The organism is Janthinobacterium lyxosi (genome assembly GCF_051380665.1).
Taxonomy (GTDB): Bacteria; Pseudomonadota; Gammaproteobacteria; order Burkholderiales; family Burkholderiaceae_D; genus Janthinobacterium.
Window position 1 is genome coordinate 1 of sequence record NZ_JBNYXM010000015.1, and the last position, 19,177, is coordinate 19,177.

14 protein-coding genes and 1 rRNA gene are annotated in these 19,177 nt (G+C 60.2%); 7 read left to right on the forward strand and 8 right to left on the reverse strand.

Translation table 11 applies throughout. The features are described from left to right. The 3 genes from rrf to ACQ4WP_RS17125 form a co-directional block, all read left to right on the forward strand. A 5S ribosomal RNA gene (gene rrf / locus ACQ4WP_RS17115) occupies nucleotides 1-107 on the forward strand; the annotation flags it as partial. 174 nt (nucleotides 108-281) lie between these two features. Next, a complete protein-coding gene (locus tag ACQ4WP_RS17120) occupies nucleotides 282-755 on the forward strand; it encodes a MarR family winged helix-turn-helix transcriptional regulator (protein ID WP_436522670.1) in 474 nt (157 codons plus the stop codon). Nucleotides 756-773: 18 nt separating this feature from the next. Beyond that, nucleotides 774-1,637 (forward strand): CPBP family intramembrane glutamic endopeptidase, encoded by an 864-nt coding sequence (locus ACQ4WP_RS17125; RefSeq protein WP_436522672.1) that lies wholly within the window; start codon nucleotides 774-776, stop codon nucleotides 1,635-1,637. Nucleotides 1,638-1,652: 15 nt separating this feature from the next. On the opposite strand, the gene dacB is transcribed toward ACQ4WP_RS17125, so the two are convergent. After that, on the reverse strand, nucleotides 1,653-3,155 hold the full coding sequence (dacB, locus tag ACQ4WP_RS17130) for a D-alanyl-D-alanine carboxypeptidase/D-alanyl-D-alanine endopeptidase (RefSeq protein ID WP_436522674.1): 1,503 nt from the start codon (nucleotides 3,153-3,155) through the stop codon (nucleotides 1,653-1,655). An 8-nt stretch (nucleotides 3,156-3,163) separates the two neighbouring features. Then, a complete protein-coding gene (locus ACQ4WP_RS17135; protein ID WP_035823177.1) occupies nucleotides 3,164-4,402 on the reverse strand; it encodes a nucleoside recognition domain-containing protein in 1,239 nt (412 codons plus the stop codon). Nucleotides 4,403-4,618: 216 nt separating this feature from the next. Here ACQ4WP_RS17135 and ACQ4WP_RS17140 point away from each other — a divergent pair, with 216 nt between their 5' ends. The 4 genes from ACQ4WP_RS17140 to ACQ4WP_RS17155 all read left to right on the forward strand — a co-directional run bounded on the left by ACQ4WP_RS17140 (nucleotide 4,619) and on the right by ACQ4WP_RS17155 (nucleotide 11,549). Then, the gene (locus ACQ4WP_RS17140; protein WP_436522862.1) at nucleotides 4,619-6,430 is read left to right on the forward strand and encodes an ABC transporter substrate-binding protein; all 1,812 of its coding nucleotides are present in this window, start codon (nucleotides 4,619-4,621) and stop codon (nucleotides 6,428-6,430) included. A gap of 216 nt (nucleotides 6,431-6,646) precedes the next feature. After that, complete coding sequence (locus ACQ4WP_RS17145) at nucleotides 6,647-9,400, forward strand: TonB-dependent receptor (RefSeq protein ID WP_436522676.1); 2,754 nt, start codon at nucleotides 6,647-6,649, stop codon at nucleotides 9,398-9,400. 88 nt (nucleotides 9,401-9,488) lie between these two features. Next, entirely contained in the window at nucleotides 9,489-10,568 is a 1,080-nt protein-coding gene (locus tag ACQ4WP_RS17150) for a S66 peptidase family protein (protein WP_436522678.1), read from the forward strand. A gap of 87 nt (nucleotides 10,569-10,655) precedes the next feature. Beyond that, a complete protein-coding gene (locus tag ACQ4WP_RS17155) occupies nucleotides 10,656-11,549 on the forward strand; it encodes a YihY/virulence factor BrkB family protein (protein WP_436522864.1) in 894 nt (297 codons plus the stop codon). A 418-nt stretch (nucleotides 11,550-11,967) separates the two neighbouring features. On the opposite strand, the gene ACQ4WP_RS17160 is transcribed toward ACQ4WP_RS17155, so the two are convergent. The 6 genes from ACQ4WP_RS17160 to ACQ4WP_RS17185 all read right to left on the reverse strand — a co-directional run bounded on the left by ACQ4WP_RS17160 (nucleotide 11,968) and on the right by ACQ4WP_RS17185 (nucleotide 18,674). Then, complete coding sequence (locus tag ACQ4WP_RS17160; protein WP_436522680.1) at nucleotides 11,968-13,095, reverse strand: acyl-CoA dehydrogenase family protein; 1,128 nt, start codon at nucleotides 13,093-13,095, stop codon at nucleotides 11,968-11,970. A 39-nt stretch (nucleotides 13,096-13,134) separates the two neighbouring features. Next, nucleotides 13,135-13,803: an SDR family oxidoreductase gene (locus ACQ4WP_RS17165; RefSeq protein ID WP_436522682.1), complete on the reverse strand. Its 669-nt coding sequence runs from the start codon at nucleotides 13,801-13,803 to the stop codon at nucleotides 13,135-13,137. Nucleotides 13,804-13,884: 81 nt separating this feature from the next. Further along, nucleotides 13,885-15,081, reverse strand: coding sequence for an acetyl-CoA C-acyltransferase (locus ACQ4WP_RS17170; protein WP_436522684.1), 1,197 nt, complete (start codon nucleotides 15,079-15,081; stop codon nucleotides 13,885-13,887). After that, nucleotides 15,074-16,876: a bifunctional isocitrate dehydrogenase kinase/phosphatase gene (aceK, locus tag ACQ4WP_RS17175; protein WP_436522686.1), complete on the reverse strand. Its 1,803-nt coding sequence runs from the start codon at nucleotides 16,874-16,876 to the stop codon at nucleotides 15,074-15,076. The genes ACQ4WP_RS17170 and aceK overlap by 8 nt, the downstream gene beginning before the upstream one ends. 53 nt (nucleotides 16,877-16,929) lie before the next feature. Further along, nucleotides 16,930-18,114 (reverse strand): isovaleryl-CoA dehydrogenase, encoded by a 1,185-nt coding sequence (locus ACQ4WP_RS17180; RefSeq protein ID WP_436522688.1) that lies wholly within the window; start codon nucleotides 18,112-18,114, stop codon nucleotides 16,930-16,932. Nucleotides 18,115-18,269: 155 nt separating this feature from the next. Then, nucleotides 18,270-18,674: a MerR family transcriptional regulator gene (locus ACQ4WP_RS17185; RefSeq protein WP_436522866.1), complete on the reverse strand. Its 405-nt coding sequence runs from the start codon at nucleotides 18,672-18,674 to the stop codon at nucleotides 18,270-18,272. Nucleotides 18,675-19,177: the final 503 nt, after the last annotated feature.

Sequence of the window (19,177 nt, forward strand, 5' to 3'; positions counted from 1 at the left end):
GACCATAGCAAGTTGGTCCCACCCCTTCCCATCCCGAACAGGACCGTGAAACAACTTTGCGCCGATGATAGTGCTGCAACCAGTGTGAAAGTAGGTTATCGTCAGGCTTGTTATTCGCAGTAGAGAGAAACCCCGCCAGCAATGGTGGGGTTTTTTTTCGTCTGCTGATTCCTTGCCGCTCCCCTCCCGTTTTCAGGCACCCACCAGGTCCATCGTGCGCAAAATGCAACAACTCACCATATCTATATAAGCACTTATATAAATTCTGCTACTATTGCTACATGAAACAAGGACTCGGAACACAACTACGGCACCTGATCGAACTGCTTGATGGCGCGGTCCAGCAAGCCTATGCGGCCGCGGGCCTCGATTACCGGCCGCGCTACACGCCAGTGATGCGGGTGCTGGCACAACAGCAGAGCGCGACCATCGGCCAGTTGGCCGAGCTGGCCGGCATCACGCAGCCGGCCGTCACACAAACGGTGGCACTGATGAAAAAGGAGGGCTTGCTGCTGGTGGCTGCCGGTGGCGAGGATGGCCGGCAGCGTGTGGTACGCCTGAGCAGCCAGGGCGAGGCGCTGCTGCCCCATCTGCAGATGTGCTGGCAAGCGACCAAGTGCGCCGCTGACAGCCTGGATGCGGAACTGGCATTTCCTTTATCAACATGCCTGGCGCAAGCCATCACGATGCTGGAACAGCGGCCATTCGGCGAGCGCATCCGCGATGCAAGCAAGAAAGTAGCAGCCACTCCCTGACAACCCACGAGGAAAGCGATGATGGACAACACCCTGAGCATGGCAAGCAAAAAATCCCCCCTGGCTCGCCTGATGGCCTATCCTCTGGTGCAGATTGTGCTGGGCATGGTGCTGACGTTTGCCCCGGTGCCGCTGATCATGATCATCGCTTCCCAGTTGGTGGAGAAGTCTTACCGCATCTTGTGGCCGCAACTGCTGGCGGCAGTACTGGTATGGTGCGGCTACCGTTTCTATGTGCGCCACATCGAAAAGCGTCAACCGGTGGAACTGGCGATGCCGGGCATGGCGCGTGAACTGGGACGTGGATTGCTGCTCGGCGCCGGACTGGTCGCCCTCACCTTTGTTGTGCTCGCTGCGCTGGGCGTATATCAGTTTAGCGGCGTCCATGCCTTGAGCGTCTTGTTGCTGTTCCCGCTGGCCGAACTGGTGCTGGTCGGCATGGCCGAGGAGATGATGTTTCGTGGTGTGCTCTTTGGCGTGACCGCACGTGCGCTGGGCAGCAAGGCCGCCATCGGGATTTCATCGCTGGTGTTCAGCCTGGCCCATTTGCCCAATGCGGGCTTTTCCTTGCTGGCAATTGCAGGGCTTGTGGCGTATGGCGTGCTGCAGGCGGCGCTGTACATGCAGACGCGCCGCTTGTGGGTGTGCATCGGCACGCATGTCGGCTGGAATTACTGCGTCGGCCAGGTGTTCTCATCGACGGTGTCCGGCCATGCGGATACAGGCGGTTTGCTGCGCGGCGAACTGGCAGGCAATGCCATGCTGACTGGCGGGGCCTTCGGCGTGGAAGCGTCGCTGGTGACCGTCTTGCTGATCAGCGCCGCTGCCGCCTACGTGCTGCGCCTGGCTTTTGCCAGCGCAGCACGCACGCCGCGAAACTAGGCCGCTGCACCGGCCTTATTGGCCAGCCACCACCGGCGTGGCGCCGCTCCTGGCCACCCACTCGATCAGCGCATCGACAGCGGCGCGGCCATTGCCGTTGCCCACCAGGTCGCTATTGATCATGGCAACCACCACGCACAGTTGATTGTTGGCATCGGGCACATAGCCGGCGATGGCCACCACATTTTTCAAGGTTCCCGTCTTGATGCGGGCCCGCGTGGCGGCAGGGCTATTCAGCAGGCGCTTGCGCATGGTGCCGTCCAGCGCGGCGATGGGCAGGCTGGACTGGAACTCGGGCGCCCACGGACTTTGCTGCATGGCTTGCAGCATGCCGGCCATTTGCGCCGGCGCAATGCGTCCCGTCCGCGATAAGCCGGAACCGTTGTCGACCAGCATGCCCTGGGTGTCGATATTGTGCCGCTGGAACCATTCCTGGATAACTAGACGCGCCCGATTGGCCGTGTCTTCCGGCGCCGCCATGGCAACGGGGCGGCTGCCCAGCCAGCCATCGCTTTGCAAGCTGCCCAGGCTCAGGAATAAGGTGCGGGCCAGGGTGTTGTCGGACGTCTTGTTGATATCGCGCAGCACCTCCGGCAAGGCGCGCGCCACGTGGTCGGCCAACATGCGCGTGCCGACCGGTTCGGCCGTCGGCGGCAAGCCCGTAAACGGCGCTTCGCGCACCGTGCCTGTGATCGTGCCACCCAGGCGTTTCCAGGTCGCACGGAATAAGCGGTCCGCATAATCGTTGCGATCGAGCACATTGATACTGGTAGCCCTGTTGCAATTTTGCGGGAAGGTGCCGTGGAGTATCACCTGCAGCTTGTCGCTCGCATCGCGCCGGTATTCGGGCGGGCGCCAGCCATCTTCCCACCGGGCGCAGCTGCCCTTGATCAGCTTCATGTCGCTGGTGATGCTGACATTCTCGAGCGGCGGCTGCATGAGGATGCTCAATTGCCGGTCCGTCGAGTTCATGTTGATATCGAGCAAATTGGTGTTGAGCAATAAGGCATCGGGGATGACGTTGTAGCGGAACTCGGCCGACTCGTCGAACGGCAGCGCATTGATGTCCAGCCGTGCGGGGTGGAACAGCTGGCGGTCGAGGATCAGGTCGCCCTTGATTTTGACGATGCCCTGGTTGCGCAGGGTTTGCAGCATGTGTGCCAGCACGTCCGCGTTGAAATCCGTATCGGCGCCGCCGCGCAGGATCAAGTCGCCCTTCAGCACGCCATTGATGACGTCGGCGCTGGTGCGCAACTCCGTGCGGCCGCGGAAGATGGGACCCAGTTGCTCCAGGCCCACGGCCGTCGTCACCAGTTTCATGGTGGAAGCGGGCTGCATGCTGCGTTCGGCGCCATGCGACAGCACGGTGGTGTTGCCGCGCAAGACGATGGCGCCCATGGCGTCTTCGGGAATATTCGCGCTGCGCAGCAGCAGGCTGACGGATTCGGGCAATTGCGCCTGGGCATTCGACAGGCCAAGACCAGCCAAAAGCGCAGCCATCAGGACAGGACGTAACATGGTGCTCCTTAGTGGAAAAAGACGTAGGCGACAAAGACGGCCGTGATCACGCCAGCCAGATCGGCGATGAGGCCGGCCGTAATCGCATAACGCGTCTTGCGGATGCCGACGGAACCGAAGTACAGGGCCACGATATAGAAGGTGGTGTCGGCCGAGCCTTGGAAGACGCAGGCCAGGCGGCCGACGAAGGAATCGACGCCGTAGGTATTCATGGCGTCGATCATCATGGCTTTCGAGCCGGAACCGCTGAGCGGCTTCATCATGGCGGTCGGCAAGGCGGGCACGAAGTCCGTATTGATGCCCAGGTTGGCAAAGAACCAGTTCATGCCGCTCATCAGGAAATTGAATACGCCCGCGTTGCGGATTACGCTGATGGCTACCAGCATGCCGACCAAGTAGGGAATCACGGTAATGGATGTTTGGATGCCGCCTTTCGCTCCCTCGATGAAGGCGTCATACACGTTCACCTTCTTGCGCAGGGCGCCGATGATGAAGATGGCGATGACGCTGATCAATACCAGGTTGCTGACCACTTTGGAGACCAGCTCGATTTCCTGTTTTGTCAGGTATTGCGTGAAGTACCAGATCATGGCCACGATGGCGCTCGTCATGCCGCCCATCCAGCCCAGCACAACCCGGTTGAGCAAGTTGATGCGTTGCTTGATGGATACCGTGATGATACCGACCACGGTGGCGACATAGGTGGCGATCATGCAGGGGATGAAGATGTCGGATGGGTCGGCCGCGCCGAGGATGGAGCGCTGCGCCATGATGGCCAGCGGAATCAGGGTCAGGCCCGAGGTGTGCAGCACCAAAAACATGATTTGCGCATTCGTCGCCTCTTCCTTGTTCGGGTTCAAGGTTTGCAGGCTTTCCATGGCTTTTAAACCGAACGGCGTGGCCGCATTGTCCAGGCCCAGCAGGTTGGCCGAGAAATTCATTACCATGTGGCCGGTCGCCGGATGGTCCTTGGGAATTTCCGGGAAAATGCGTGAAAAGAAGGGCGCGATGACTTTCGCCAGCCAGCCGACGATGCCCGCTTTTTCGCCGATGTTCATGATGCCGAGCCACAAGGTCATCACGCCAGCCAGCGGCAGGGCGATATCCATCACGCCCATGCGTGCCGTTTCGAACGTGCCATCGATGATGCGCTTGAAGATATCGGTATCGCCGAGAAACAGCCACTGCAGCACTGCGGCCAGGAAGCCTACGAGGAAAAAGCCGGACCAGATGTAATTAAGTGCCATATGCGATCAGTTCTGTGTGTCGGGAGTGAAAAATGTTTGCAAACAAAGTATAGGGGCAGCCCGATACGAGTTGATGAAAGAATGCAGCAATCGCATGCCAAAAAGTTATAAGCTGGCAGCCTGTTTTCATTGGCGCCCCGTAGCTTGCCCGCGTAGTGTGGGGGATGCCTGTCGCTTATCGCTGTTCGTTACCTCGTCTGCACTGGATCATTGATGATGTTTTTACGCAAAACCGCCTGCGCCGCCGGCCTGGCCCTGTTGACGCTTTTCACCGTACCGGCCCACGCCGCCACCGATGCCGTGGCGGGCCGGGCGGGCAAGATACTGCACCTGTTTCTCAGCACCAGCGAGACGGGCCTGGACCCGGCCGTGGCGTCGGATCTGGCCAGCTTGAACTTGATGGAAAACATTTTTGACCCCTTGCTGCGCTATGATTACCTGGCGCGTCCCGTGCAACTGCAAGGCAATACGGCGCGCGGCTTGCCGACCGTGGAAGATGGTGGACGCACGTATATTTTTCACTTGCAGCCCAGCATTTTCTTTACACCCGATCCCGCCTTCAAGGGCAAGCCGCGCGAGGTGACGGCGCAGGATTATGTCTACAGCCTGACGCGGCTGTATGACCCCAGCCTGAAGTCGCCGTGGCTGTTCTTGCTAGAAGACAAGCTGGTGGGCGATGCGGCCCTGAAAGCTAAATTCAGCTACGACACGCCGATCGCCGGCCTGCAGGCACTGGACAAATACACCTTGCGCATCCGCCTGAATGGCGTCGACCCGAACTTCCTGTTTTACCTGGCCATGCCGGCCACCGGTGTGGTGGCGCGCGAAGTGGCCGAAGCGTACCCGGCGCCGGGGCAGATCGGCAATCACCCTGTGGGCACGGGGCCGTTCCTGGTGAAGGAGTGGAAACGCAGCGACAAGATCGTACTGCAAGCCAATCCGACTTTCCGTCCTACCGTGTTTCATACGGAAGCCAAGGCGCTGGCCGCCTTGCCGGTCGACGCGCGCGCCATCGCCGCTGCGCTGGAAGGCCAGCGCTTGCCACTGGTCGAGCGTATCGAGGTGCGCATCGTTGAGGAATATCAATCGCGCATGCTGGGTTTTCTGAAAGGCGAATTCGATTATCTGGAGCAAGTGCCCGAATCGATGACGGACATGGTGCTGGAAAACGGCGCGCTGAAACCGGCGCTGGCCGCCAAGGGGCTGCAACTGACGCGCTTTCCAGTGCTGCAGACATATTACATGTGGATGAACATGGACGATCCGGTGCTGGGTGGCACGAGCAAGGACAAGCTGGCTCTGCGGCGCGCCATCGCCCTCAGCTACAACAGCCGCGAAGACATCGCGCTGTTGAAGAAGGGTCTGGCCTTGCCGGCGCAGTCGCCGCTGCCGCCCAATGTGCTCGGTTACGACAAGCACTACCGCAGCCCCGTCGGCTACGATCCCGTGCTGGCGCGCGCCCTGCTGGACCGCTTCGGCTATAAGGTGGGTGCCGATGGTTTCCGCACGCAGCCGGACGGCACGCCCTTGATCCTGACCATGCACACGGAGCCGAGTACGGTGGGGCGCCTGCGCGATGAATTGTGGCGCCGCAACCTGAACGCCATCGGCCTGCGCGTGGCATTTAAAAGCGACAAGAAGACGGAAATCATCAAGGCGTCGCGTCTGGGCAAGGTGCAAATGTTCGAGACCAACTGGATCGCCGACTTTCCCGATGGCGATAACTTTATGCAATTGTTGTACGGTGGCAACATCGGCCGCGCCAACTATGCCCGCTTCAATTTGCCCGATTACAATAAACGCTATGAGGAGGCGCGCCTGCTATCCGATACGCCGCGCCGACGCAGTCTGTACTTCGACCTGTCTCAGCTGATCCACGCCTACACGCCGTGGGTGCTGCTGACGCATCCCATCTCTGCCGACCTGCAGCAACCGTGGCTAAAAAACTACAGGCGCCACCCCGTGGAATTCACGTCCTGGCGCTATCTGGACGTGGATAAAACCAGGGCTAGCCCCGCAGGCAAGTGAGCACGCAGTTGAAAAAGGCATTCATTCCAAAAAGTTATGGTTAGGAAAGCATTTTTCATTGGCTGGCCGCGGATGCATCGCGCTACTCTGAAAATGAAAACAAATAAAGTCATGCGCAAATGTCATAAAAAAATGTACTGCGAGACAGACGTTGCGACATATCTAACAGCCTGACTTGATAACTCAAGTTTCGATTGCCCAACAAGGAGAAGACCTGTGAAATTGAAGAAGCTAGCGCAGTTGGTGGCATTGATGGGGGTAGTGGGGCCGGTAATGGCACAGGAAGCGGCGGCGCCATCGATGCAACGGGTCGAAGTGACGGGCAGCAGCATCAAGCGAGTGGCCAAGGAAGGCGCGTTGCCGGTGCAAGTCATCAGCTTTGAGCAGATGGAAAAGCAGGGCATCACGACGGCCGAGCAACTGGTGCGTACGCTGTCGGCGAATGGCACGGGTGCTGAGAACATGACTTCGGGCAATAACGTCTTTGGCGCCGATGCGGACCGCCTGGCTGGCGGCGCCTCGTTCGCCTCGCTGCGCGGGCTGGGACCGGGCGCAACCCTGGTGCTGCTGAATGGCCGCCGCGTGGCCACGCATGGCGCCAGTGGCCGCGCCGTCGACTTGAACTCCATTCCGCTGGGTGCAATCTCTTGCGTGGAAATCCTCAAGGATGGCGCTTCGGCCATCTACGGCACGGACGCCATCGGCGGCGTGATCAATTTCATTCTGAAAACCAATTACAGCGGCGTGGAAGCGTCCGTCTCCACCAACGACACACAGGCAGGCGGCGGCGCCACGCGCCGCGCCTCCATCCTGGCCGGCACGGGCTCGCTGGAAGAGGACGGCTACAACCTCATGGCCAGCCTGACCGTCGACAAGGCGCAGCGCCTGAACGGCAGCGACCGCTCCTTCGTCAATGGCTACCAGCCGGGCCGGGGCCTGTCGCCGGACACCACGGGCACGCCGTTTGCCAACCAGATGGCGGGCGCCAACACGGCATTGGGCACCGCGTTCCAGCTGCCTGGCGATCCGAATCAATACCTGCAAGCCAATCCGCTGAGCTTCCAGGGCAAGTGCGACAGCGTCGCCGGCATGTCGCAATACCAGACGGAATTGTGGAAAGACGTGACCTCGCCGCTGCGCACCAAGTATTCGTGCGCGTACGACTATGGCGCCGACTATGTGCTGCAATTCCCTGTTGAGCGGGCCAATTTCCTGTCGCGCGGCACGTTCAAGCTGGCGCCCGACCACCGCATGTTTGTTGAAGCGCTCGGTTCGCGCACCAAGGCCACGGCGATTTTGACGCCGATGCAGGTGCAGACCAGCATTGCCAACAAGGCCGTGTACCCGGTGGGCGGCGCGTATTACCAGGATCTGTCGGCCTACATCCCGTCTTTCGACAAGACCAAGCCGATTGCCTACAAATGGCGCGCGAATGACGTGGGCAACCGCACCCAGGAAAACACCACCGATAACGCCCGCGTACTGCTGGGTTTTGAAGGCAACTTCGGCAAGTGGGATTACAAGACCGGCGTTTCCTACGCACAGAGCACCACCAAGACCAAGCTGACGGATGGCTACTCCTACACGGACAAGTTGTACGCGGCCCTGGGGACAGGGATCATCAATCCGTGGGTGGGCGCGGGCCAGAGCCAGACGGAAGCGGCCAAACAATTGATCGAGTCGACCAAGTTCCGTGGCGCCTTCCAGCATGGCAAGACGACCCTGACCCAGATCGATGGCGCCGTTTCCGGTGAGCTGTTCCAGCTGCCGGCCGGTGCGCTGGCCATGGCGGCTGGCTTTGACTTGCGCCGCGAGGGCTACAGTTTCGGACAGGATGTCGATGCCAACTTGATTCTGTTGGCGCCAGGAAATGCCGCATTGAAGGATGTCAGCCGCAACGTCAAGGCCGTGTATGCCGAGTTGCTGGTACCCATCATGAAAGACCTGGAAATGCAGCTGGCCGTGCGTCGTGACGATTACAGCCAGGTGGGCGCCACCACGAATCCGAAGATTGCCTTGCGTTACCAGCCGGCCGACTTCGTCCTGTTCCGCGCGTCGGCCAGCAAGGGCTTCCTGGCACCGAGTTTCGACCAGCTCTATTCAGGTGTATTGACGCAGGAATTGCCGAATGGTGTGAAAGATCCGGAAGGCTGTATCAAGCATCCCGGCGTGAAGGAATATTGCAGCATCGATCGTCTCAGCTACACGACGGGCGGCAATCTGAACCTGAAGCCGGAGACGTCGAAGCAGGGCAGCGTCGGCATCGTCATCGAGCCGGTGAAAGGCTACTCCGCCTCGTTCGATTACTGGGCCATCAATACCCAGGACCAGCTCCTGAAACGCACGCCGCAAGTCGTGCTGGCCAATTACCAGGCGCTGAACCAGTATATTTTCCGCAAATCCGATGGCACCATCGATTACGTGCAAGCGGGCTGGTTCAATGCGGGCGGCAGCCGCGTGCGCGGCCTGGACGTGAGCTTGCGCGGCGAAGGCAAGGTCAAGGACGCGAAATGGACGGCGACCCTGGACGGCACGTATATGGACAGCTTCAAATTTGCCGAGTACAAGGGGCAAGAATACAAGGAGCTGGTCGGCAATTTCTACACGCGTGACCTGTACCTGCGCTGGAAACACAATGCCAGTTTCGGCGTCTCGCGCGGCGACTGGAGCGGCTTGCTGATCCAGAGTTTTGCTTCCGGCTACAAGGACCAGGTACCGAATAATGGCAAGGGGGCGCCGCCACCGGGCTTCAAGCCGGACGTGTCCAGCTACACCACGTATAACTTGTCGGGCACGTACACGGGCTTCAAAAATACCACCATCACCGTGGGCATCCAGAACCTGTTCGACCGCGATCCACCGTTCACCGCGCACAACGTGGATGAAGTGGTGGGCGCCGGCTGGGATCCGCGCGTGGCCGACCCGCGCGGCCGTTCGCTGTCGTTCCAGCTGAAGTACAAGTTCCTGTAAGGCAGCCATGCCGGCGGCGATCCCGCCGGCATGCTAACCTCGTGCGGCGGCGCCTGGCGTCGCCGTTTTTATTCCAGGAAAGGGCCGCATGTCCAGTCAGACCAATCTCAGCCGGCGCCGCTTCGGCGGTTTGCTGGCCGCCACTCTGGGGGCGGCAGGCACACCGGCGTGGGCGGCGGCCGCGCAAGGGAAGGGCAAACGCATGCAACAGCAACACGCATTGATCAAACCGGCGCGCCTGCGCCAGGGCGACCTGGTCGCCATCGTCGCACCGGGCGGTTTTACCGATGAAGACGCCATCGCCAAGGCCGTGCGCAATGTCGAATCGCTGGGCCTGCGCGCCGTGCTGGGCGCCAACATCCACGCCGTGCACGGCAACTATGCGGGCACGGTGCAGCAACGCCTCGACGACCTGCATGCGGCGTTCCGCGACACCGAAGTCAAGGCGATCTGGGCCATACGGGGCGGCTCAGGCTGCATTTCGCTGCTGGCGCTGATCGACTACGCCTTGATCCGCGTCAACCCGAAGATTGTGCTCGGCTACTCCGACATCACGGCCCTGCACCTGGCCATCGGTCGCCAGGCGGGCCTGGTGACTTTCCACGGCCCCGTGGCGTCGTCGACCTTGTCCGACTACACGGTGACGCAGCTGCAAAACGTGCTGATGACGCCACAAGACAGCTATACGATCCCGATGGCGCAAGACAACCATCGCCGCGCACAGACGCAGCCCAACTTCGCCATCCGCACCGTGCACGGCGGCCAGGCGACGGGACGCTTGACGGGCGGCAACCTGTGCATGGTCAGCGCACTGGCCGGCACGCCGTATGCGGCTGATTTCCGCGAGCACATCCTTTTCCTCGAAGAAATCAATGAAGTGCCCTACCGCATCGACAGGATGTTGTGCCAGCTCGACCTGTCCGTGGGGTTCAACAAGGCGGCGGCGCTGATGCTGGGCGTCTTCGAGCATTGCGAGGCGGCCGAGGGCGACACGGCGCTGACCCTGAATGCTACCCTGGACCAGCATCTGCAGCCATTGAAGGTGCCAGCTGTCAGCGGCTATTCGTTTGGCCACATCCGCCACCAGTTCACGCTACCGATGGGAATATTGGCGACCTTGAATGCGGACCGGCAAACCTTGACCTTGCTGGAGCCCGGCGTCTGCTAGCGCACGGTGCAGCAGGGCGATTGTCAGTATGCTAGTGTGATTGCAGGCGTGGCACGAGGCCGCGCCGCCTTCTTCACCGCCCCCGACATGATCAACCGCCACGCCAGTACCTACATCCTCAGCCACCCGCTGGCCTTCGTGCTGCAGGTGCTGAAGGGTTTCCGCGCCAACCAGGGCTTGTTGCTGGCGGGTGCCGTCGCGTATTACTCTCTGCTGTCCATCGTGCCCTTGCTGATGCTGGTGGTGGTGGCCCTGTCGCACGTGATCCCAGAAGACGAGCTGTTGCGGACCATCGGCCATTACCTGGAATGGCTGGTGCCGGGGCAATCGAAAGCCATCGTGGCCGAAGTGGCGCATTTCCTCAACAACAGGGGCGTGATCGGCTGGCTGCTGCTGCTGACCATGCTGTTTTTCAGCTCGCTGGCGTTTACCGTGCTGGAAAACGCCATGAGCGTGATTTTCATTCACCGCGTGGCCATCCGCCGCCGCCATTTCCTCATTTCCGCGGTGCTGCCGTACTGCTACATCCTGTGCCTGGGCGCGGGCATCCTGCTCATTACCCTGGTAGCGGGAGGCCTGCAGGTGATGGGCGAGGAAAGCGTGCGCTTTTTGCGCCACGACTGGGGCCTGGAAGGCGTGTCCGGCGTGCTGCTGTATTTGCTGGGGCTGGCGGGCGAAATTCTCGTGCTCAGCTCGATTTACCTGGTCATGCCCGTGGGGCGCCTGTCGATCACGCATGCGCTGATCGGCGGCGTGACGGCGGCCCTGCTGTGGGAAATCGCCCGCCATGTGCTGGTCTGGTATTTTTCCACCTTGTCGCAGGTCAACGTCGTGTATGGCTCGATGACGACGGCCATCGTCGTCATGTTCAGCCTGGAAATCGGCGCTACCTTGCTGCTGCTGGGCGCGCAAGTTATTTCCGAATACGAAAGAGTGGCCCGTGGCGGCGAAGAAGAGAAGCCGCTGGCGCTAAGGACTTGATTTAAAGTATGGCTTCAATTCCTTATTGCACCGCACAAAAAGCTGTGCTATACTCCGTTCAGTGATTGAGATTTGGCAGCAAATTATCTCACCATCCAGTTTCAGCGCGGCGACCGACAGGTGTAATGTCGATGGCGTGACAGTGCGAAGAATGGATTTTGTAATTCCGGATACGATGGTCGCTACACCTTGGAGTCACCATGCAGATAGCATGGGAGTCCGAAAATCAGGAGGCACTTTGCAGATAGCACTGGCGTCCATGACACGATTAAAGCATTGGTAATACATTGGAACAAGCCCGCGTTGAGCGGGCTTTTTTTCGTCTATTGTTGGCGTATGGGGTCAGACCCTCAACACCGCTAACGCAAAGCTCCACGCTAACGCATGTGGGGGTCTGACCCCAGCCTTTGCCTTGGGTTTACAAAGCCCGCGCAATCAAAATCTTCTGAATATCGCTGGTGCCCTCATAAATCTGGCACACGCGCACGTCGCGGTAGATGCGTTCGACGGGGAAGTCGGACACATAGCCATAGCCGCCGTGCACCTGGATGGCGTCCGAGCACACTTTTTCCGCCATTTCCGACGCAAACAGCTTGGCCATGGCCGCTTCCTTCAGGCAGGGCAGGCCCGCATCTTTCATGGCTGCCGCGTGGCGTATCAGTTGCCGCGCCGCTTCGATCTGCGTGGCCATGTCGGCCAGACGGAATTGCACGGCCTGGTGTTCATAGATGGGTTTACCGAAACTTTCGCGTTCGCGCGCATAGTTCAAGGCCGCTTCGTACGCGGCGCGCGCCATGCCCACGGCTTGCGAAGCGATGCCGATGCGTCCGCCTTCCAGGCCGGACAGGGCGATCTTGTAGCCTTGACCTTCTTCGCCAATCAGATTTTCCGCCGGGATGCGGCAATTCTCGAACAGGATTTGTGCCGTGTCCGACGAGTGCTGGCCCATCTTCTGTTCCAGTCCCGCCACGATGTAGCCTGGCGTGTTCGTCGGCACCCAGAAGGCGCTGATGCCGCGCTTGCCGGCTGCCTTGTCGGTGACGGCCATGACGATGGCCACATCCGCATACTTGCCGCTGGTAATGAACTGCTTGGTGCCGTTGATGATGTACGCATTGCCGTCGCGGGTGGCCGTCGTGCGCAGGGCCGAGGCGTCGCTGCCCGTGTGCGGTTCCGTCAGGCAAAATGCGCCCAGCATGGCGCCTTGCGCCAGCGGACGCAGCCACTGTTCCTTCTGTGCGTCATTCGCGTACATCATGGCGATGCTGCACACGGGGCAATTATTCACGGAAATGATGGTCGAGGTGCCGCCATCGCCGGCAGCGATTTCTTCCAGCACCAGGGCCAGCGACACGTAGTCGAGGCCGGCGCCGCCCAGCGCTTCCGGCACGGCCACGCCAAAGGCGCCCAGCGCGGCCAGTTCCTGCAATTCTTCCTTGGGGAAATGATGTTCCTTGTCCCAGCGGGCCGCATTGGGCGCCAGGCGCTCGCGCGAAAAACTGCGCAGCGCTTCCTGGATCATCGATTGTTCTTCATTAAGTATCATGGGACGTCGTCTCGTATATTTTTATAGTGGATGCGGGAGTTACCAGGCTATGGGCTTGCCATCGTAGTTGCGGAACACGGCCTTGTCCGTGGCCGGCAGGCTGGCCAGGGTGGCGCGGATGCCGGCGGCGCTTTCCTCTGGTGAAATGTCGGCGCCAGCGCCGCCCATGTCCGTGCGTACCCAGCCCGGGTGGAAGGCGACGCAGCTGACGCCTTGCGGGCCATGCACGAGGGCCGTGTCGATCAGCACGGAATTCAAGGCGGCCTTGCTGGCGCGGTACAGCGAACCGCTGGGGTTGCCCCGTTCGCTCAAGGAGCCCATGTGCGAGGACAGCACGGCGAGTTTCCCTTTTGCATACACCACCAGCGGCGCCAATATCGGCAGCAGCCGCATGGCTGCCAGCACATTCGTGTGCATGACGGCATCGAAATCTTCTTGCGCGGGGGAACCGTCGTGACGGGGGCCATACACGCCCGCGTTGAGGATGGCCACGTCGAGCTTTTCATCGTCGAGCTTCCAGCCCAGGCCGGCACAGCCGTCCACATCCGTCACGTCGAGCTGATGCGCTTCCGCGCCCAGTTGTCGGAGGGCATCGCAAGCGTCTGGTGTGCGCGCCGTGGCGATCACCCGCCAGCCATCGTGGCGGTATTGACGGACGATTTCGTGGCCGATGCCGCGCGAGGCGCCGATGATCAATGCGGTAGGCATGTGTTGTTCTCCTTGGGTAATCCAATGAAAAGGCGCGCAGCGAACGTGTCCATGCCGCGCGCCTGTCGTCAACAGTGCAGCTTATACCAGTTCAATCGCCATCGCTGTCGCTTCGCCGCCGCCGATGCACAGGGCTGCCACGCCGCGCCTGCCGCCGGTCTTTTTCAAGGCGCCCAGCAGGGTGACGATGATGCGCGCGCCCGAGGCGCCGATCGGGTGGCCCAGCGCGCACGCGCCGCCGTGGATGTTGATCTTGCTGTGCGGAATATCGAGGTCGTGCATGGCGGCCATCGGCACGGCGGCGAATGCTTCATTGATCTCGAACAAGTCCACCTTGCTGCTGCTCCAGCCCGTTTTGGCGTACAGCTTCTTGATGGCGCCGATGGGGGCCGTGGTGAACTCGTTCGGTGCCTGCGCGTGCGTGGCGTGGCCGTGGATTTTCGCGATGACGGTGCAACCGAGTTTTTTCGCCGTCGATTCGCGCATCAGCACGAGGGCTGCCGCGCCATCGTTGATCGACGAAGACGAGGCGGCCGTGATGGTGCCGTCCTTCTTGAACGCCGCTTTCAAGGTCGGGATTTTTTCCAGGCGGGCCTTTTGCGGGCCTTCATCGATGCTGACGATGGTGTCGCCGCTGCGGCCGGAAACGGTGACGGGCACGATTTCCCATTCGAAACTGCCATCCTTGGTGGCTGCTTGCGCACGTTTCACCGATTCGATGGCAAACGCGTCCTGCGCTTCGCGTGTGAAGCTGTACTGGCTGGCGCACTCTTCGGCAAACGTGCCCATCGAGCGGGCATTGCCCTTTTCATCGCGGCTGTAGGCATCTTCCAGGCCATCCATCATCATGTGGTCATAGATCATGCCGTGGCCGATGCGGTAGCCGCCGCGCGCCTTCGGTACCAGGTAGGGGGCGTTGGTCATCGATTCCATGCCGCCCGCCACCACCACGTCGGCGCTGCCGGCGAGCAAGGTGTCATGCGCGAACATGGTCGTCTGCATGGCCGAGCCACACATTTTCGACAGCGTTACGGCGCCGGTGGAGTCCGGCAAGCCTGCCTTGCGCAAGGCTTGGCGCGCGGGCGCCTGGCCCTGGCCGGCCATCAGGCAATTGCCGAAAAACACGTGTTCGACGGCGTCCGGCGCCACGCCGGCCCGTTCGACGGCGGCGCGGATGGCTACGGCGCCAAGGTCGCTGGCGGTGACGTTGGCAAAATCGCCCTGGAAGGCGCCCATGGGGGTGCGCGCGGCACCGACGATTACGACTGGATCATGCATGTTGGATCTCCGGTTGGGGGTGGGAAGGTGCTTGCTTACAAAAACGCAGGTGCTGCGGATACGGGAAGACGTCCTCGATATGGCCGTCTTCGATGCGCTGCTTGCGCGCCTGCCAATACTGCGCCGTCAGCAGGTCGGCATGGTGCTGCATGAAATACTTGCGGATGCGGGGATTGCCCAGCAGGAAGGTGCCGAATTGTTCGGGAAATACATCGTGCTTGCCGATGGGATACCACGGTTCGGCCGACATTTCCTCCTCCTCCGTGCGCGCCTGGGGAATGACGCGGAACTGGCAATCGGTGATGTACTCGATTTCATCGTAATCGTAAAAAACGACACGTTGATGCCGCGTTACGCCAAAGTTTTTATACAGCATGTCACCGGGGAAAATATTCGCCGCGACCAGCTCCTTGATGGCGTTGCCGTACTCGACGATGCCGTGTTCGACCAGGTCATCGCGGCCTTCTTTCTCGGCATTGCTCAACCACATGTTCAGCGGCACCATGCGCCGCTCGATGTACAGGTGGCGGATGATGATCTGTTCCTGGTCTTCTTCGACCAACGAGGGGGCGAACTGCTTCAGCTCGGCCAGCAGTTCTTCGGCAAAACGGGCACGGGGAAAGGCCACGTTGGAGTATTCGAGCGTGTCGGCCATGCGGCCCACGCGGTCATGGTGTTTCACCAGCAAATACTTTTGCTGGACTTGCGCGCGCGTGGTTTCCTTGGGAGGCGGAAAAAAATCCTTGATCACCTTGAAGACATAGGGAAATGATGGCAGGGCAAACACCAGCATCACCAGGCCACGGATGCCGGGCGCGCTTTCAAAGTGGTCCGACGAGTGCTTCAGATGCTGCAGGTAGTCGCGGTAAAACAGCGTCTTGCCCTGTTTTTGCAAGCCCAGTATCGTATAGATTTCGCTGCGCGGTTTGCGCGGCAGCAAGCTGCGCAGGAATTGCACATAGGCCGACGGCACTTCCATATCTACCAGGAAATACGCACGCGTAAATGAAAACAGCACGGCAATCTGCTGATGCTCGAACAGCACCGTGTCGAGCACCAGCTTGCCGTGACGGTTGTGCAGGATCGGCACGACAAACGGGTATTCGCGGTTGCCGTTGATGCCCTTGCCGACCAGGTAAGCGCCCTTGTTACGGTAGAACAAACTGGTCAGGACCTGAATCTGGTGGTTCGGCTCCAGCCTGTCGCCGCCGAACAGCTGCTGCAGGCGCGCTTCCACCTGGGCCACGTCACGCTCCAGGTTGGCAAATGCGCAGTCCAGCTGGAAGTTCCTCAGCATGCGCATCAGGGTGTGGCGCAAGCCATCGTTGCCGGGGTAATACACGCGGTAGGTGGGTACCGGATCTTGCGTGTCGATGTATTCCGTGGAGACGACGGGACGCACGAAAATATAGTCGTTATTGAAATACGTGCGGTGCAGGATATTGCAGCAGACGGAATTGAAGAAGGTTTCCGCCAGTTCCGGCTGCTTGTGTTCCGTCAGCATGCCGATGTAGTGCAGCTTGAGTTCGCGCCACACTTCGTCGCTCAACTCCGACTCTTCGTACTCATCTTCGAGCATTTGCACGCATTCCTGCACGCGCTTGTCATAAAAGTCGATGCGTTCGTGGGCCGCCGTCTGCGCCGCGGCCCAGGCTCCTTGCTCGAAATACTGCTTGGCTTGCTGGCTCGTGGCGCGGAACAGACGGTAATGCTTGTCGAAGCCGTCGCGGATGGTGCGCGCGATATCGAATGCAATCTGGGAAGAAAGCAATTTTGGGAAGGCAATTTGCGTCATATCTGTGCTCGCATGAATGGCTCATCACCCAGTCGATTGCCGCGCGCCCGTGCTTACTTGGTTTCCGCAAACAGTTCGCGGCCTATCAGCATGCGGCGGATTTCGCTGGTCCCGGCGCCGATTTCGTACAGCTTGGCATCGCGCCACAGGCGGCCGGCCGGATACTCGTTGATGTAGCCGTTGCCGCCCAGGGCCTGGATCGCTTCGCCTGCCATCCAGGTCGCCTTCTCCGCACTATACAGAATGGCACCGGCCGCATCCTTGCGCAACTGGCGCACGGCTTCCGGCGTGGTGGCGCGGTCGCAAGCCTGGCCCACGGCATACACATAGGCCTTGCACGCCATCATGGTCGAATACATATCGGCCAGTTTGCCTTGCATCAATTGGAATTCGCCGATGGCCTGGCCGAATTGCTTGCGATCATGCACGTAAGGCACGACCAGGTCCATGCAGGCCTGCATGATGCCCAGCGGGCCGCCGGACAGCACGGTGCGCTCGAAATCGAGGCCCGACATCAGCACATTGACGCCCTTGCCCAGGCCGCCCAGCACGTTTTCGGCCGGCACTTCGCAATCCTGGAACACCAGTTCGCCCGTGTGCGAGCCGCGCATGCCCAGCTTGTCGAGCTTTTGCGCGATGGAAAAGCCCTTGAAATTCTTTTCGACCAGGAAAGCCGTCATGCCGCGCGAGCCCGCTTCCAGGTCGTTTTTCGCGTACACCACCAGCACGTCCGCATCGGGACCATTGGTGATCCACATCTTGGTGCCGTTCAAGACCCAGCGGTCGCCCTTGAAGTCGGCGCGCAGCTTCATGCTGACGACGTCCGAGCCCGCGTTCGGTTCCGACATGGCCAGGGCGCCGATGTGCTCGCCCGTGATCAGTTTCGGCAGGTACTTCGCCTTTTGCTCGGCCGTGCCGTTGCGCTTGATCTGGTTGACGCACAGGTTCGAGTGGGCGCCGTAGGACAGGCCGACGGAGGCCGAGGCGCGCGAGATTTCTTCCATGGCGATGATGTGCGCCAGGTAACCCATGCCGGCGCCGCCGTATTCTTCGCTGACGGTGATGCCGAGCAAGCCCATGTCGCCCATCTTGCGCCACAGGTCCATGGGGAACTGGTCGGTGCGGTCGATTTCGGCCGCCCGCGGCGCGATTTCGGCGGCGGCAAATTGTTGGATTGCTTCGCGCAGCGAGGCGATGTCGTCGCCGTGATCAAAGGTCAAGCCTGGGAGATGGAGCATGTCGTCCTCGTCGTCGTTATAAGTGTGGCGGTCATGGATACCGGTCAGTGAAGCTATGATACTCAGTTGTGACGTTTACGTAAACGTAAAGTGAAGCGCGTAAAGTGAAGCGTGTAAAGCGATGCGCGTGCGGCCAGCGTCTGCCGCATGGCCACTCAGTTTGTTGGCGCCTTGTCCATGTTCAAATCCGCCAGCATGTGCGCGCAAGCGTCTTCATGCGCGCTGATTTCCGCCAGCGCCATTTCGATATCGATGCGCTGCTGCTCCAGCGTCTGCCGGTGCTGCGCCAGCACGCCCAGGAAACGGTCCATTTGCGCGCGCGTGTCCTTTGGCGACTCGTACATGTCGACCAGGCTCTTGATCTCCGATAGCGCCAGGCCCAGGCGCTTGCCACGCAGGGTCAGTTTGAGGCGGGTGCGGTCGCGCGGCGTGTAGACGCGGCTGCGCCCACCGGCGCCTTCACGTTTCGGGCTGAGCAAGCCCTGGTCTTCATAGAAACGGATGGCGCGCGCCGTGATGTCGAATTCCCGCGCCAGTTCGGTAATGGTATAGGTCGTCATTGCTGCGGGCGGTGTCGGTTGCATGGGTGATCGGTTAATAGATGGGGTGCTGCGAGGCAGGCGGGTGGCAACGTCAACGTCAATACTATTGTAGCGTGCCCTGTCCGTGCTGCAACAAAGAAAAAAGAGGGTGTGGACAGGCAATTTGGCGAATAAGACAACAGTTGCTGAAAATAAATTGATTCTTCTTGCGCAAACACGCTTAAGATCGAGAGTTGGTGGCCAAGATGACACCAAAAAGAGCTTTCCTGGCATAACGGCGACATTCTTTTCGCTGCGATGCCAGTAAAATTTTTGAGCGCAGATTCTTTCCAATAGGCACGATCAAAAAACAACATTTCACTATGAGCAGCTTGTTTAGATTATTTCTATATTGGAAATAGAATGGCCCTTCTGAAAACTTTGTCTACAAGAAATTGTATGATATGGCCATTGCGCGTATCGGTAAAGGGGGCATTATCCGATACCGTACGTTGTAATGCCAAACCGAGGCTTTGAATCGT